Origin of the sequence: Fusibacter paucivorans, from assembly GCF_018390735.1 — a bacterium.
Taxonomy (GTDB): Bacteria; Bacillota; Clostridia; order Peptostreptococcales; family Acidaminobacteraceae; genus Fusibacter; species Fusibacter paucivorans.
The window spans coordinates 106,662-123,647 of sequence record NZ_JAHBCL010000005.1 but is presented as its reverse complement, the minus strand read 5'-3'; the positions used below and the strand labels follow the sequence as shown (position 1 = coordinate 123,647).

Sequence of the window (16,986 nt, the reverse complement as noted above, 5' to 3'; positions counted from 1 at the left end):
GGTATGATAAACCTATAAAAGGTCTTATAAAAGACTTCATAAAAGACTTCATAAAAGACTTCATAAAAGGCTTTATAAAAGAAAAAGGCTTAAGTTATTCAGTTGTACAGACGATTGTTATTATAGGAGGCTGTATTATGTTTTTAGCTGTTATTGTAATCGCATTGGTATCCATGATGCTTTATCATAGAGGCTACTCCGCCGAAAAAATTATTCCTATTGCCATCCTCTCCGGGATTGTAGCCTATTTTATACCGTTAGGTGCGATGATCGCTTGGCCGTTTAAATTAATCAGTGGTGCACTTGGCTTTGCCGGGGGTGCGTTAGGTGCTGTTGCCGGCGGCGTCGGTGGTTTGGTCGGCGGTATCCTCAGTATTATTGCAGGTGCACTCAGTCTGGTACTCGGTGTGATCGGCGGCATTATTGGTCTGGTATTCAGCATCGTTGGTCTAGTCTTTGGCATTATTATCGCCATTTTGGTACCACTTGCGATTATCTGGCTTATTTTTAAAATCGTGCTTTAGTCTCGAGATCCTATTGTGATAGATCACATTAAGATAAATTCAAACGGGATAAATTCAAACGAGATAAATTTCAATGCTATAAACTTCAATGCAATAAACCGCTTTCCATGTGAAACTGTTTTAACAGTTTGTTTGAGAGGAAGGCGGCTTTTTGATTCATAGCAATAGGGTTTAGAAGAAAATCGTCTAATAGTTTTTCGCTGAGCCTCAACGACAATATGTTGAATACACGTCTTACGAAAGCGGTGAACATTCTGATGAGGGGACTAAAATTTGAATGATGCAATTACTTCATATGATTAGGTCATGAGATTAATTGATGAATGCATTTTACGTTGGATTGTTTTGACAAATGAGACAGCAGTTGTGTATAATAAATGCATTAATGAAAATAGTTATCATTTAGTTAGTTGTGTTTATGCTTTTGCTGCAATGCGTCCGGTTGTCAACGAAGGCATTTGAAAAAAGAGGCAGGCATTTAATGTTAAGAACATATCAGATATTTCAACAATTGACGGGGATACGATTATTTGAATACCATGGTGAAGAATCGTATCGGCACTTGCCCTACGATGAGAGGACCAATCGTCGAATGAACATTGATGTGGCAATGATGTTTCAACAAGTTAAAACAGTGGACAGTTTTATTATTCACGCGATTTATCCACACTGTTATATTATTATTTGGCGTCCTAAAATGACCACAGACGGCAGTGAAATCATTTTTTCGGAAATGTTGTATACAGCGTCGCAATCGGAAGTGATTTGCTGTGAAAAGTGTCATCGCACCATTGACGCAAAGCGATTTAAACAGATGTCTCATGAAGTGATCCAAACAGCGGGGGAACAGTTGCTGAAAATATTGGAACCAAACGCGGTTCAGCATCGATATACGACGCGGTCGGAATCAGCCGCCACTTTTTGCCGCGATGCTGTTCTATGCGAAATTCATGAAGAGATATGTGAGCAGCCATTGCAGAATCACGTGCGTGAGATTGTCAGGGCGCTGTCCAATCGGGAATTGGAAGAGGCAAACAAGCAATACGATCATGTGCTCTCACATCTAAAACAGGCTTATGAGGGAATTTCGCCCAGCGATACACTCCAAGGCAGATTTGTCTACTTTATGACTGCCTTTACATATGAGCTCGCCGAGGCGTTTCCAAATTATAAGCAGCGTATTTTTCAAATGCACCGCGTTGCAATGACCACTTTTCTAAAACAAACACATTACACCAACCAAGCCATATTTGCACAAACGTATCTTTCGGCGTATATAAAATTGCTCGTGCCTGTTTCCGGCAATCAAACGACACTGGTTACGCACAAAGCACTACAAATGATTCATCATCAATACACGGGTGGGCTGACGCTGAAGGTAGTAGCTGATCAATTGCACGTACAGCCGTCTTATCTTTCCAGACAGTTTAAAAAAGACGTTGAGATGACGTTTACACAGTACTTAATGGCCTACCGACTGAAGCGGGCCGTTATTCTAATGCGTGAAACAACTTTGCCGCTTACGGAAATTGCCATGATGGTTGGGTTTGATTCAAGTGCTTATTTCTCAACTTGTTTTAAAAGCGTTTATGAATTATCACCGTCAGCTTATCGAAGACAGTGTGTTTGAAGGCCTATGATGAAGCATGTCCTGCCTTGTCGTCAAGACATCGGGGCCCGGTCCGTAGTCGACGACTTTGCCGTGTTCAAGAACCAGTGCGGTATCCGCAATTTTGCGTGCTAAGTAAAGATCGTGCGTGATAAAAATCATGGAAAAGCCGTGGCTGTTTTGCATGGCTTTCAGTAGTTTCACGATGTTTGCAGCGTTGGATGGATCCAGCATAGCCGTGATTTCGTCGGCAATTAAGAGCTTAGGGGACATTGTGAGTGCCCTTGCCAGTACGAGACGCTGTTTTTCACCACCGCTCAAGGCATGCACTTGTTTTTCTAAAAACGATTCACTCGAAGGCAGTTGAACGTCATGCAGCACGTGACGCATCAGGCGATGCCTTTTTTTTTCGCACATTTTTAGCGACCACTTCAACGGTTCATTGAGGACATCGCGAATACGCCAGCAACTGTTTAATGCGGCGGCCGGATCTTGCGTGACGAGCTGAAGACCGCCTTGACGACGCATCAGATCCTCAGGTGATGCGGGACTGTTTTCAAATGTGATACTGCCGGCATCTTTTGTTTCGTAGCCGGCAATTAAATGCGCCAGTGTTGACTTCCCCGATCCGGAAGTCCCGATGATTGCTAAAACTTCACCTTCTTTGACCTCGAAGCTCACATTTGATACCGCGTTGATCGTATGATGGCGGATATGGAAATTCTTTTGAAGCGCCTGAACGTTTAAAAGAGTGGCAATGCCGCCGCGCTGGCATGCGACACTGTGTCCCTGTTGGATGGTCAGTGGTTTGATATCGTATTGCGCGCAAGCGGGTTTCGCTTGAAAACACCTTTCGTAGAAGGGACATCCTGAAGCAGCAGATGCGCGAATGGATGTGGGGATCCCCCAAATATCGCGGTGTGCATCCAGTTCCCATGAAGCGCCAATCAGTCCCTTGGTATAGGGGTGCCGCGGTTTTTCGAGAACATCGTTAAGCGTACCGTATTCAAGGTGATGCCCTTTGTAAAATACATAGACTTTTGAACACATGTGCTGAATGATTTTCATCTCATGTGAGATCACTATGAGGCCAAAATGATATTTTTCTTGCAGTGATTGAATTAAGGCGACAACTTGGTGTTTAGCAGCAGGATCAAGTGACATAGTGGGCTCATCCACGATGAGCAGCTTTGGCTGGCAGGCTAAGGCCATTGCGATTAATACTTTTTGGCGCATACCGCCGGAAATTTGGCTTGGATAAGCCTGCCACCAAGTCGAATCGAGACCGACGTCTTGGAGTAATTGAAATGCACGCTGTCGGGCGCGGCCTTTCGAAAGCCCTAAATGGGTCGTGATGGGCTCTGCGACTTGATCCGATAATTTCATCATTGGATTTAAAACATTGGATGCGTTTTGAAAGACCAGTGCGATCTGACGCCAGCGAAGGGTTTGCCAATCCGGCTGCATCAAGGTTTTCCCGTCAAATGTAATGGTGCCTTCAATCGTTGCCTTATCAAACAGGAGCCCCATAATCGCATGGGCAATACTCGATTTGCCGCTGCCGGATTCGCCTACAATGCCAATGGTTTCACCGGCAATAACTTGCAGGTTGAATGGGTGAACAGCATTGACAGGCTGTTTATGGTAACGGATGGATAAGGCGTCAATGGTTAATAATGGTGGTTGCATAGTGCTATACCTCAATTTCTTTGCTCAGGAGCATTAATGACAAAATCAAACACACAAGTGCGATGAGTGGTGCCGTTAACCACCACTTCCAATAAGGTGTGAAGTAGATTCCCGGAAATGCCATGGCTTTATTCAGCATCATGCCCCAGCTTTTTGATGTGGGATCTCCGAGCCCTAAATAAGCTAGACTTGCTTCCATCATAATGCTTCGGCTCATCATTTTGATAAAGGCCAGTGTCAGCAGCGGCTTTAACGGCGGGAGGAAATGTCTTGTGATAATGGCGTAAAGCGGTGTGCCCATTTGTTTTGAGTAGCGAATGTAATCATGTTCTTTAATGAATAGGACGCGTGCGCGAATAGTTCTGGCCGTTTGTGGCCAAGAGAGCATGGCGAGGACGATAATCATGGATAGATAACTTGCGCCGAGAAATGCGCCCAGCAGTATCAGAAGGATCATTTGCGGCATGCCGGTGATGATGTCACAGACAGCCATTAGAAAGTGATCAATTTTCCCACCGATATAACCGGATATGATCCCGATGATGCTGCCGATAAACGTCGCTGAACCGGCACTGAAAATGCCGAGGAAGATGCTGTAGCCGCCGCCGTGTATGAGCTGAGCTAAGATATCAATTCCGAGATCGTCTGTACCAAGGGGATGCGTCAGCGAAGGGGATTCAAGTGAGGCACCTGAAACGGCTTGATGGGCGGTGCCGCCAAAGAGGGTATACACAGCAAAGGCGATGATGATAATGGCCAGATAGATTTTATAGCTTTTCATGAAAACCTCGCTGCTTCATTTTTTTGAAAATCATATCTGCTGCGGTATTAAAAATGAGAATCAAAACGGCAACATAGAAAAAAATACCCTGAATTAATACATAATCTCGCATACTGACGGCTTCACGCATTAGCTTGCCAATGCCGGGATAGGCAAAGACGACTTCAACGAGGACCGCACCGCTGAGCATCCCGCCCATCTTCATAAAGATTCTGGCGAGAATGGGCGAAATGGCATTGGCAAGGACATGGTGAAAGATTAAACGCCTTTTCCGCAGCCCCTTGGCCCTTGCAGTGAGGATGTAGGGTTCCGTTAAAACACTGACGGCACTTTGACGGCTCAATAGATAAAAATCGCCAATGCTGGACAGAGAAAGTGTTAAACACGGCAGGGCGGCGTGATGCACATAATCGCGAAAGGCGTCAAATGCCGAATCATATACGGCAAATGCTGTTGTCGCCCCTGCTAGTGGAAACCATTTGAGATGGGCGCCAAAATAGATAAGCAGCGCCAAGCCGATGATAAAATCGGGAATCTCTGATAAAATGGTCATCATTCGAAGCAGTAAATCGTCCAGAATACTTGACTCACGTGCATGGTAAGCAGAGATCAGACCGAGGGCTGATCCGAAAAGACTGCTGATGCCTAAAGCGGAAATGACCAGCAGCAGTGTCCAGATCAGCCGTTCTCCGATCATTTCAGAGACGGGACGATTGTAGTAAATGCTGATGCCTAAATCGCCTCTTAATGTGCGGCTGATATAGGTTGTAAATTGTTCCAGCATCGGTTTATCCATGCCGTAGTAAGCGTGGTAGTGTGCGATCTGATCTTCTGTTAACGTGACGGTTACGCTGCCTTCTTCAACAGAAATAAAATTAAAGGGATCGCCGGGCATTATTCTTGGCAAGAAAAAATTGAGGACCAAGACGACGATGAGCGTCCCGACTATTTTTTGCCACATTAAGGTGTTGGCACCACATAGGAAAGTTTATTATGATCTAATTTACTGTGATCGAATCGAGCATACCAGCCGTCGTACTCAGAAGCTCGATAGACAAAATTGTCCTGATTTGTATAGAGCATGATCATTGGCACATCAGTGGCGATCAGCGATTGCATTTCATGGATGAGTGTCATGCGCTGATTTTCATCCAGCGTGTGGGCTTGTTCGATTGCAAGCTCTGCGACAGTCTCATTCTGATAACCTTTTAAGGTAGAAGCGCTGAGTGCAGCAGTATTGGCAGATGCGTTGCCGTAGATGCTGCGCAGATAATCAGGGTCGCCACCCATGCCGCCTGAATTAACGAGCAGCAACTCGTAATCACCGGTTTTGATAGCTTCATCACGTGTCTTGCTCTCGACACTTTCAATGGCAACCGTAATGCCAATTTGCTCAAGGTCGAGTTTGATAAGCTCAGCGAGTTTTACTTCGGATGGCGTATTGCCGGTAAGAAGCCTAAAATGATATGTTTGGCCGTCCAGCAGTGATTTGGCATGTGCGGCGTCAAACGCGTAAGCTTCTATCTCGGGATTGTACCATTTGCTGGTCTTCGGAACATATCCCATGCTGCTTACCTCTGCAGCACCGCGTGCAATTTTTGCAACGAGTGCTTCTCGATCAATACCGTAAGCCATGGCCTGACGGACATTAACAGCTTCCAGCGCGGGCACATCGGTCATATTCATCATCAGGCGATAGGCATGAAAAGAGGGCAGTTTGCGGACGACAAATGCATCATCCCCTTCATAACGCGTGAGCAGATCGGCGGAGACGTTGACAAGACTGATTTCGCTGTTTTCAAAAGCTAGGATTGAATCGCTCACAGGCAGCCATTCAATGGCGTCGACAGCGGGTGCGGGTCCCCAATATGCGTCAAACGCTTCGTAGCGGTATTCGCCTTTTACAGGGTCATAATGTGTCATATAATAAGGACCGGAACCAATCGTAGCGTCTGGTGCATCATAGGCAATGGGATCGTCGACTGTCTCCCAGATATGCTTAGGGAGAATACGGACGCCGCCTAATCTCGAGAGATTGGTATTATCCACTTGACTGACGTGGATATCAATCGTCCATGTATCTGACTGAACAACGGACTCAACGATATAGGTGCCGTCGATATTCAGGTTGTCAACGACAGGGGTATGTGTTTTGTAGTATTCAAAGGTGAAGAGGACATCTTCTGCTGTAAGCGGCGTACCGTCGTGCCATTTGGCATTTTCGACGAGTTTAAACGTAAATATTTTGCCGGTCTCATCAATATGATACGATTCTGCAAGCCATGGGATGTAGCCATCGGCATCAATTTCCAGGAGGCTGTCGTAAAGAATCTGCATCTTTGACATGCCGGGCCCGCGGGTAAGGTGTTTAAATGGATTTGGCAGCCCTGTATCGCTTCCTTCCAAGCGGATCACGGTTGGTGTATCCTCTAATGCATTTGATGCGTTATTTTCGGAACTTTCATCCGCTGTTTGCTGAGACTCTACTTCGGTATTGTTTTCGGGTGAGGCGGCATTGGCCGTATTGTCGTCGGCAGACTGTGCACAGCCGATAAATAGGATGCTGAGGCAACTTATGATTAAGAACAGCGTGATTTTTTTAGACATTTTTCTCTCCTTGTGATAGATGATGAACTGGATTGGATGACCATGAAACCAGCGCTGAAACAGATCGTTTTGTCACATGGCAGAGGCCGTCTTCGGCATAGGCTTCAAGGGTACGAAGTACGTTTGCCATACCGAATTCTGCGCTGAACTTGGCATGCGCGTATTGATCTTTGGCGGCTTCAAGTGAGATCGTCTGCGTGGTTTCGCTGGAAAAGAATTTGACTTCCGGTGAGTAGCCGCGGTCCCAAAGCATATTGAAGAGATCTTGAACCATCTGGCGGTCATTATGCGGATCGTAGCGTGGTGTGTCCGATGGTGGTGCGAGTGTTGAGACGATAAAGTCGCGAAGGGTGTCCTCTGATAGGATAAACTGGTGAACAGCACAGTGTTCCTTTGAAAAAGTCATCATTTTTTCAATACCGTCAATGGTACTGGCTGCGGGACTCATTGAGGCAAAGACGATATCGAAATTGTCTTGGATGCGTTTGGTTTGTGTATTGTCATACCAATCTACTTTCTCAAAGACAATATTTGAAGCATTGGCTTTTTTTGCATTGGCGGCTGCATAGTCAATCATATTGCTTGAAATATCAGTCATCAATATATGCTTTGCCCACCTTGCAAAGTGCAATGCGTAGCGTCCCGAACCGCCGCCGACATCTAAAACTGACTTGGCATTGGGGAAGCGCGTATGGAGATAGTGGGAGACTGATTGCGGCAGTGTTTGCGCGTCGCGCTGCTGAATTGCATTGAACTGCTGTGCGCGTGCGTCCCATTTGATTTCTTGGTCTTGTAACGTCGTAGGATCGACGGATTGTTTTAACATGATGTTTCCTTCCTTTCATCGGTATCAATTCAAACGATGTTTTGTTGATAATGATAATCTTTATCAACAAAGAGCGCTTTTAAAATTTTGACCTTTTTTTCAAATTGATGCAATAAAAATACCCATTTGCAGTATTCGGCTCTGATGAGATGAATAATGTACAAATGGGTGGCTGATCAATGTGATTGATATTTGATGGCATGTTTGTCGCAGAAGCGATCAAATCTTTAACGCTGTTCGGGCATATTTTTTGAATCGACGAGCAGTCGCTGCGTTGCATAAGCAAAGTCAATGTCTTTTGAGGCTTCAACGAAAGTGAGAATGGCTTCGGTGATGCGTTCATTGATAATACGCTTTTGCTGAGGATCACATAAGAAGCGAATGGTGAGGACAACACCGTTTGGTGCCATACTGGTGTAGACAATTGGCGTTAGTTTGGAATAATAGATCATGAATTTTTTAGCTGATTCGCGAAGGCGTGTCTCGGCTTCTTCTGTTAACTTCTCAGCGTTTTGTTCAGCAATGTCTAAAAAGGCGTCTTTGGCACGCTGCCAGTTGCTTTCAAAGGTGAGCGTAATGTCGAGTTCACTCCACATGTACTGAAAACCCTGTCCATAGTTGGTAAGTGCACTGGTAAAGACCATGGCATTGGGAATATGGACAATGCGCCCCGTACTTTGATCGCCGCTATTCTGATTAATTTCGTTAATGGTGAATTGAAACAGGCGATGATCAATGACATCCCCGGCAACACCATTCACAGCAATGCGGTCACCAACCTCAAAAGGTTTTCGCCATAGGATAAAAAGCCACGCTGCAATATTGGAAAACAGGTCTCTAAGTGCAATGGCGATCCCGGCTGAAAAGAGACCCAAAATGGTTGGAATGGCACTGAGCTGACTGACCCAGATCATGAGGATGAGGATAATGTCAAGTATAACGGCAATGTAATTAAGTGTCTTTTTAACATGATAAAATCGTTTGACATCTGTCATGCGTTGATGAATCTTTGAAAGCATGATGCGATTGATGATCCAAGTGATCAAAACAATGATCAAAGAAAACAATGCCTTTTCTGAATTTGTGAGGTCTTTTATAAAATTCAGCATCGTGCAGTCACCCCTTCTGAATGCGCTTGTTCAAAGTTGTGAACAAGGCTTAAGTTATAAATGTACGATTGATTTCATTGAAATATGGTGCAACAGTACAAATGTTATTTCGGCATGACATCAATGACGATTTTGCCGGGACTCTTCAGTTGGAAGACCTTATATTCACTCGTTTGATTGAGTACGATTTCAAAACTGACTGTCGAGTCATCTTCTGGGAATGAAGCTTCAACACTTTTAAAGAACGTGCTTCTTGAAAGGTCCGGCGTGCCGGCGCTAACGCCGCGAGCACCGCTGAGTGTCAATATCACAGATTTACCGTCGTCAGAGATCTTTGCATCATATTGACAAGCTTCTTCGACGCGTTCTGTTGGTGTGCCGCCAGTCCATACGGAAAGGTCTAAGACGACGCGTTCAAAGAGTTCGTGTTTGCCGAAGCGTATGCCTGAAACATCCTGTCCATCTGTAACGATGCCGCCTGAGAATGAACCTGTTGCAATAAAGCCTTCAGGTTTTTCTGCTGTGGTGGTGGTTGTAGCCGTAGTAGTACTGCCGCTGTTGCTGTTACTAGGTGTATTTTCATTATTGTCTACAGTGGTACTGCCTTCTTGGGAAGTGATCACTAATGTGCTGATTCGCCAAGTACCTTCGACTTCTTCCCAGTTAAAAGTCCAAGCAGAATCGTTTTGGACAGTGCTTCCGTCAATGGTTCTGTTAAGGCTGACCGTGACGGTTACATCTGCTTTTGAATCGACGACATCAATGGTTTCCGGCATGGATAATGTAAAGTCGTCAAGTGTGCCAATGGCTTTAAATGCCGCTAATTGTTCAAGGGCATTCTGACTGTCTTCAAACATGCTTAACACGGCGATATTACCATCGTTTACATAAGATTGAAGCTGACCGAAGAAAATGCCGGTTTGTTCTGCGATCGTTTCAGCAGAAGAAGGCGCTTCAACAGGGGTATTGACAGACGGTGTTGCATTAATAGGCTCTGCGGGTTCTTCCGGTGTCGTTCGGATAAACATTTTTAAAAAGATGATAATGAGAATGACGGCAAGTACAGCAAATATGATCATTCGATTGCGATGTGCGTTGGGATTAATATGTGTTTCTTCATCATCTGCTTCGAGAGAACGCTGTACCTTGGAAGAGGACGCTGGCTGCGGTGACGTTTCAGGTGCCCCGGAGACAGTGAAGTTTAAGTGGATGACTTCTTCGCCATCCACAGTGTGATGGTGGTCTTGTGGATGAACGTTTGGTTTTTCAAAATTGTCCACAGGTTTTTTTTCTTTGAAATCAGTCTCAGAGGTATAAGTTGCCTCTGCCTTTTCAAAAGCTTCTTCTTCTATCGTGTGATCGGAAGTTTTATGATCCTCAAAAGCGTCTATGGTTGCGGAATCACTGGAATCATCCATTTTGTGATCGATAATCGTTTCGTTAACTGGCGTGACAGGTGTTTGGCTGTGAATCTGAGGTTTTACTTCGGTATTTTCTCGATCAGGTACTTCTGGGACTGATTCGTCGACTTCAATAATCGACGGCTTGAATTTGTGCGTATCAAAAGTGTGTTCGCCTTTAAAAACCTTGGTATCTTCTGCAAGGTTGGGTGATGCCTGTTCGCTGAGATAATCTGTATCGCCAGGACTTTTAATATGTTCTGATTCGTGTGGATTGCGCTCGGTATGACTGCTGGAATCAACCGTACTGTCAACGATGTGTTTTCCTATTCCAGCTTCTGAATCGCCAGTATTTTTTCGTCTCATGCGATCGAATTCATCATCCACTTGCTTGATATCGCGCTGGAGTCGTTCCAGCCATCGGAGTTCGTCTTCCGAAATGGGGTCATCCTCGGAATCCGGCATATCAGCATAGGCTTCAAAGCGCTTATCAATGCGTTTGACCACGCCTTTGTCTTTAGGCTTTTTTTGTGCTGGCATTTCACCAAAGAGTGCATCGACGGTTTTATCCAGATCTTCGTCGTCATCAAAGTTGCGCTTCATTTTTTTTGGCAGTTCAGATTCTGGATTGGATGTACTTGGTGTCAATTCATAGCCGCAAATTTTACATTCGACGGCATCGTCCGGGTTGAGAAAACTACAGTTTGGACATCTCATCATATCACTCCTTTTCATTTGTATGCCAATTTGTCTTAAATATTGATTGTATTTGCCAGTGGCTGTAAAAGCCGCACTTATATTTATAAACGTATCGTTATTATCGGTCGATTGGAATATTGATGGTAAAAGATGATCCCTGATCGATCGTACTTGTGACATCAATGCCGCCTTCATGTGCTTCAATAAGCTGTTTAACAATGGCCAACCCTAAACCGGAGCCGCCTTTTTCGCGCTGATCCTTTTTCTTGTTTACCATAAAGAAGGGATCAAAGAGGTTTTGCAGATAATCCTGTGGAATGCCGGTACCGTCATCGGAAATGGTGATAAAAAGGCGGTAATTTCTGACGGTTGTTTCGACGACGATCTGTGACCGCGTATATTTTTTCGCATTGCTGATAAGATTGTCAAGCATCTGTGTAAAGCGATAGGGATCGACATTGATATAGGTTGCAATAAATGGTTTTCTAAGGATTAGCTTGATATTTGAAAATTTAAATTCATAAGTTTTGTGCTCAAAGTAGTGGTTGAGCAGCCGCCCCGAATTGATGCGTTCGAGGTTTAAAGTGAATTCGCCGAGTTCCTGTTTCGTATAGACAGACAGATCGTCAATCAAGTGGTTGAGCAGTTCTGCTTTTTCGTGAATGGTTCCCAAGTACTGTTCATACGTATTCTGATCTTTAGCAATGCCGTCCTGAAGTGCTTCAACATAGCCGATAATAGATGTCAATGGTGTCCTGAGATCATGTGTAATGCTGGCGATGAGTCGTTTTCGGCCCTTCTCGAGTTCATGCTGCTCCATGATGGTATCGCGTAGACGAACGCGCATTTTGTCGAACTCCTCACAAAACTCGCCAATTTCATTATCCGGCTGATAAGTAAGCGGGTAGTTGAGGTTTCCCGCTTTAATATGACCGGCAGCGCGCTTCATTTCACCGATGGGAACAAAAATATACTTTGTTACCAGCGAGATCAACATCATGAAGTAGATGACCATAATGACGATAATAAGGGCCAGCAAAAGATAGGGACTCCGAATAATGGATTCTGCGGACAGCATCCCGATACCAAATCGATAAATGATGTAGAAAAAGAAAATTGTTGAAGCCAGTACCATTTCAAACATAAAGAAAATGATCTTGGACTTTAGTGAAAGCCTAGGCAGTTTCATGGATTACCCCTTAAATTTGTAACCAATTCCCCAGACGGTTTCGATATAGGATGGCTCAGAAGGGTTTTCTTCAATTTTCTCTCTGATTTTCCGAACGTGTACCGTCACGGTGTTAATGTCGCCGAATTCGTTGTATCCCCATATTTCATCGAAAATTTTTTCCCTTGATAACGCCTGATTTTTATTGAGCATCAGATAATGTAAAATTTCAAATTCCTTAACGGAGAATGGGATACTTTCACCTTTTAAGGTGACGGTACGCGCTTTCACGTCTACTTCGAGATCCTTAACGCGCAGTGTATCTGTCGCAGGTGTACCGGATAGTTCGTAAATTCGTCTGAACTGTGCTTGGATTTTAGCAATGAGCACACGTGGGCTAAAGGGTTTCTCAATGTAATCGTCAGCGCCGAGGCCGAGTGCCAATATTTTGTCTGTGTCTTCTTTTTTAGAACTTAGCATAATAATGGGCATATTTGATTCCTGACGGATTTTACGGCAGAGTTCAAAACCATCGACTTTTGGTAGTATGATATCTAAAAGTGCCAGTTGAGGTGCTTCTGTTTCAAATTTCTGAAGTGCTTCTTCACCATCCGAAGCGGTGACGGCTATGTAACCGGAAGCATTGATATAATCTTTTAGCAATGTTTGAATTTGCAGGTCGTCTTCGACGATCAGTATTTTTTCAGATGCCATTAAAAACCTCCGTTGAAATGGTTATTGCCTATAAATGACAGCGTATTGACAATGCATTTGATTTTTAGCTAGACAAAAAATAGTTTCTTTAATATGAATATCGGTATAAAAACGCTTTCTAAAGCATTATCAATTATTTTTTTAATCCCTTGAGATCTTTTTTAGACAGCAGATTTAAGCTGTTTGAACGCGTGATCCCGGTTTTACGCCGATGGGTTCGATAAGCGGCGTCAATGGCTTTTTGCAGCATTTCTAAAAAAGTAACGCCCGTTGCCTCCCATAGATAGAAAGCCAGTGAGCCGGGAACGGTATTAAATTCGTTGATATACGGCAGTCCGGTGCTCTTTTCGATCATAAAGTCAATGCGGACGACGCCGGCGCAGTCGAGTGCGATAAAGGCTTCAGCCGACATCTTCTGAATTTCCTTCAGTGTATTGGGATGAAGGGTTGCGGGAATTTGACGCTTAGAGGCAGACATGCCCTTGCTGCCGCCTTCGCTCATATATTTATCTTCATAAGTGAGGATTTCACTTGCGGTAAGCGGTTCTTCGCAAACGGATAGTACAAGCTGCTCGCAGTCGCCCAGTACAGAGATGTTGATTTCGCGCATGTCGCTGAGCATGCGTTCAACGAGAATTCGCGTCGTAAACTGTCTGGCAAAATTAATGGCATTGGTGAGTTCACGTCTGTTTTTCGCTGTCTTAATGCCGACACTGGATCCGATGTCTGCGGGTTTGACAATCATGGGATACGTTAATTTTTGTTCAATGTCATTGAGAACCTGATCGCTGTACGCTATCCAGTGATGTGCATAGAACCATTCACCTTCAACGACGCGAATGCCCGAAGTCTGCAAAAATAATTTGCTGGCAACCTTATCCATCGTCATGGATGCTGCTAAAACATTACAGCCGACATAGGGGATGGCCATGTGCTCAAGCAATCCCTGAAGGGTGCCGTCTTCGCCGCCCGTGCCATGAATCATGGGAAAGGCAATGTCAACTTCTGCAATGATATTTTGACCGAAGTGCCTGATCGGATCATTAATCAGCAGCGCACATTTTTCTGACTTGACCATATTGACGCGCGTTGCATTGGCGACGACGGCCTTTAAATCCCGAAAGTGTTCGACATTCAGGAGATAATCGCCGGTATACCAATGGCTATCCTTGGCGATGTAGATGGGAACGATATGATAATCATCCAGTTTTTGAAGCTGGGCGATAGCCTGTTGTGCGGTGATGACGGATACTTCGTGTTCGACACTTGGTCCGCCGAAAAAGATCCCGAGATTGATCATATTGCCTCCTGCAAGTGATTAAAGTGCTTCATTAAAAGAATCCGGCAAGTCGTTTTCAATGAGAACGACATCATCCACAGCGACAATGGCGTTAAGACGTGCATAAGCCTCGTGAATGCTCTTGACGCGGTAGATGCTGTGTTCAGGGAAACCTTGCTTCTTAAGTCCATCCCAAATAGGCTTGGTTTGCTTCATGCCAACGAGAATGACGGCGTCGCAGACAGCGGCGATTTGTTCACCAAAAGTTTGATTCAGTGTCTCTGCCATTTCGCCCAATTCAATCATGCCGGGTGTAATAATGATTTTCTTCTTGCCTTCAAAAGCTTTTAACACTTCAAGTGCCATAGCAGCCCCTATGGGATTACTGTTAAAGGCATCGTCCAGCAGCGTATATTGGTCGGCGACATTTCGGTGAGAGAGTCGATGTTCAACGGGTTCGACCTCGCTGACGAGCAGCGGCAGTCTCTCTGGGGAAATGCCTAGTATTAGTGCAGCGGCACAACCTGCCACAATATTTGAAAGATTATGGCGTCCGAGCAGCTTTGTTTTCAGGTTGATGCGAATAATTTTTGTGTTGACGTTTGCTGCCGTTTTTATATTGTCGTTTTGTTCATTTGTACTTTCAGTACTTTCAATGCCATAGCCGTCCGGAGACCAAACCAGTGTAAAAGAAGAACCGATGTTGTTGAGTACAAGGTTTTCAATGGCAAAATGTGTACGATGCTGTAAGGCGTTTTCGCGGTCGACGGCATAACGGTATGCCGTAACATCGGATCGAACTCGCAGCTTTAAGATGTTGGCATCATCACAATTGACAAAGACAGTGCCGTTCTGGGCAATATTGTCAAAGAGTTCCCCCTTCGTTCGGATGACGTTGTCAAGCGATTTGAATGTTTCGAGATGCTGAGGGCCAATGGAGGTGATGATGCCCATATTCGGTTGGACAAAATCGCACAGTTCTTTGATATCACCAACTTCTTTCGCGCCCATTTCAGCGAGAAAAACGTTGTGTATCGGTTTTAAGCCTTCCCGAATGGTACGCGTAAGTCCCATTTTAGTGTTGAAGCTCTCCGGTGTCATTAAAACGTTAAAATCACGGCTGAGCATTTTGAAAATTACATTTTTAGTACTGGTTTTGCCATAACTGCCGGTAATGCCAATGACATTAAGTTTCGGTGCCTTGGCGAGTGTTTTGCGAGCGTCATCGAAATAGTGTTTGTTGATGGCACTTTCAATGGGCATATTAATGGCGGCAGCGATAAAGACGTAGATAAATGAAGCAAAATAGCCGATGAATCCTACATAGAGCAGTACAGACCAATAAAAGCCGCCAGCGGCAACAAGTGCCAGCAGAATAGTTAAAGTCGTCTTAAGGCGTTTGACCCTCGGCGTGTAGACGAGTTTCTTTTTAACGGGATATGCGGTTTTAATCAGCCAGTAAAAATAGGCATCAAGGCACATGAGCAGGCATCCAATCGTCGTTAAGACAGCGCTGTCCCAAATCGTGAATGCAAACCCTAGGGCAAACAGGAGTTCGTGTGGCCGAACAATGCGTGACGGCGTTTCAAAACGCCACTTTAAATAGCGCTTGAAGCGGTAACTGTTTTGTTGAAATTTATGCAGATCGTCTTCACATCGGCTATAGGTGAGCAAGACGATAATAAGCAAAATAATTGGCATGTGCTAGCCTCCGATAAAAGTCTTGAGGATGGTACTGAATCTAAGCGGCTGTTCTAAATAGGAAAAATGCCCTGCACCTTCAAAGACGACAAGTCCTGAATCCGGAATGTGCGCCGCCATGGTACGTGCGTCGGCAATGGGTGTCGCCGTATCCTGATCGCCCCAAATGAGAAGTGTCGGCATCTCAACCTTTGGAAGGAGATGCGTTAAGTCTTCATTGACGACGCTGGAGAGAACGCGCTTCATCATTGGCGATGCCGCTTTGTAATCGGCAGAACTGTATTTTTCACTGTAAGCTTTGACGGGTTCATCCAGTATAAAATGCAAGCCGGGAGCACGATTGAGTGTACGGACTAGTTTGAAGCCGTAAACTTTAAGGTAATATGAAGGACTGCGCTTCGGCTTGATCCCCGCACTGTTTGTTAGGATGAGCTTATCAATAGGTGTGATTTGTGTGAGTTTTATGGCGACGCGGCCGCCAAATGAGTGCCCAACTAAAATGGGTTTTTCCAGATGGCATGTTTCAATAAATTGTTTGACCATTGCCGCATAATCGTCTAATTGCCAAGGTGCGTCTGGCTCGTCGGAGGCACCAAATCCAGGAAAGTCTAATGCATAGATGGGCAATACGTGCTGGAGTTCTTCAATGAGTGCTGAAAAAGTCTCCTTATTCGTTCCCCAGCCATGCAGCAACAAAAGCGGCGATTTCGACACCGGTGAATCGGCGTCATACATACGCGTTGGATGATGGTACGTGTAGGCAATGCGTACGGTTTTATACGTATAAATAGGCATATAGACCTCTTTTAACTTATTGGAATAACAGGTCGATGCCTGTTTCAATCATCATTTTACCACAAATGACCAAAGGACATAAGTC

The 16,986-nt window shown here is 44.8% G+C and carries 14 protein-coding genes; 2 read left to right on the top strand and 12 right to left on the bottom strand.

All coding sequences use genetic code 11. The features are described from left to right. Positions 1-137: 137 nt before the first annotated feature. Both KHM83_RS04085 and KHM83_RS04080 read left to right on the top strand, forming a co-directional pair. Positions 138-524 (top strand): hypothetical protein, encoded by a 387-nt coding sequence (locus KHM83_RS04085; protein ID WP_213235638.1) that lies wholly within the window; start codon positions 138-140, stop codon positions 522-524. Between the two features lie 481 nt (positions 525-1,005). After that, entirely contained in the window at positions 1,006-2,154 is a 1,149-nt protein-coding gene (locus tag KHM83_RS04080; protein WP_213235637.1) for a helix-turn-helix transcriptional regulator, read from the top strand. Here KHM83_RS04080 and KHM83_RS04075 read toward each other — a convergent pair. The 12 genes from KHM83_RS04075 to KHM83_RS04020 all read right to left on the bottom strand — a co-directional run bounded on the left by KHM83_RS04075 (position 2,128) and on the right by KHM83_RS04020 (position 16,901). Next, positions 2,128-3,822, bottom strand: coding sequence for an ABC transporter ATP-binding protein (locus tag KHM83_RS04075; protein WP_213235636.1), 1,695 nt, complete (start codon positions 3,820-3,822; stop codon positions 2,128-2,130). The genes KHM83_RS04080 and KHM83_RS04075 overlap by 27 nt on opposite strands. A 4-nt stretch (positions 3,823-3,826) precedes the next feature. Next, complete coding sequence (locus KHM83_RS04070) at positions 3,827-4,603, bottom strand: ABC transporter permease (RefSeq protein WP_213235635.1); 777 nt, start codon at positions 4,601-4,603, stop codon at positions 3,827-3,829. Next, positions 4,590-5,564, bottom strand: coding sequence for an ABC transporter permease (locus tag KHM83_RS04065; RefSeq protein WP_213235634.1), 975 nt, complete (start codon positions 5,562-5,564; stop codon positions 4,590-4,592). The genes KHM83_RS04070 and KHM83_RS04065 overlap by 14 nt, the downstream gene beginning before the upstream one ends. Further along, positions 5,564-7,210 (bottom strand): ABC transporter substrate-binding protein, encoded by a 1,647-nt coding sequence (locus KHM83_RS04060; protein WP_213235633.1) that lies wholly within the window; start codon positions 7,208-7,210, stop codon positions 5,564-5,566. Before KHM83_RS04060 ends, KHM83_RS04065 begins: the two co-directional genes overlap by 1 nt. Continuing rightward, positions 7,203-8,036, bottom strand: coding sequence for a class I SAM-dependent methyltransferase (locus KHM83_RS04055; RefSeq protein WP_213235632.1), 834 nt, complete (start codon positions 8,034-8,036; stop codon positions 7,203-7,205). Before KHM83_RS04055 ends, KHM83_RS04060 begins: the two co-directional genes overlap by 8 nt. Before the next feature lie 227 nt (positions 8,037-8,263). Then, the gene (locus KHM83_RS04050) at positions 8,264-9,145 is read right to left on the bottom strand and encodes a mechanosensitive ion channel family protein (protein WP_213235631.1); all 882 of its coding nucleotides are present in this window, start codon (positions 9,143-9,145) and stop codon (positions 8,264-8,266) included. 104 nt (positions 9,146-9,249) lie between these two features. Next, complete coding sequence (locus KHM83_RS04045) at positions 9,250-11,424, bottom strand: nuclear transport factor 2 family protein (protein WP_213235630.1); 2,175 nt, start codon at positions 11,422-11,424, stop codon at positions 9,250-9,252. Continuing rightward, the gene (locus tag KHM83_RS04040) at positions 11,363-12,433 is read right to left on the bottom strand and encodes a sensor histidine kinase (protein WP_213235629.1); all 1,071 of its coding nucleotides are present in this window, start codon (positions 12,431-12,433) and stop codon (positions 11,363-11,365) included. The genes KHM83_RS04045 and KHM83_RS04040 overlap by 62 nt, the downstream gene beginning before the upstream one ends. Positions 12,434-12,436: 3 nt before the next feature. Beyond that, on the bottom strand, positions 12,437-13,126 hold the full coding sequence (locus tag KHM83_RS04035) for a response regulator transcription factor (protein WP_213235628.1): 690 nt from the start codon (positions 13,124-13,126) through the stop codon (positions 12,437-12,439). A gap of 133 nt (positions 13,127-13,259) precedes the next feature. Continuing rightward, positions 13,260-14,426, bottom strand: coding sequence for a D-alanine--D-alanine ligase family protein (locus tag KHM83_RS04030; RefSeq protein ID WP_213235627.1), 1,167 nt, complete (start codon positions 14,424-14,426; stop codon positions 13,260-13,262). A gap of 18 nt (positions 14,427-14,444) precedes the next feature. Then, entirely contained in the window at positions 14,445-16,106 is a 1,662-nt protein-coding gene (locus tag KHM83_RS04025; protein WP_213235626.1) for a Mur ligase family protein, read from the bottom strand. A gap of 3 nt (positions 16,107-16,109) precedes the next feature. Continuing rightward, positions 16,110-16,901, bottom strand: a complete 792-nt coding sequence (locus KHM83_RS04020; protein WP_213235625.1) for an alpha/beta fold hydrolase — start codon at positions 16,899-16,901, stop codon at positions 16,110-16,112. Between the last annotated feature and the right edge of the window lie 85 nt (positions 16,902-16,986).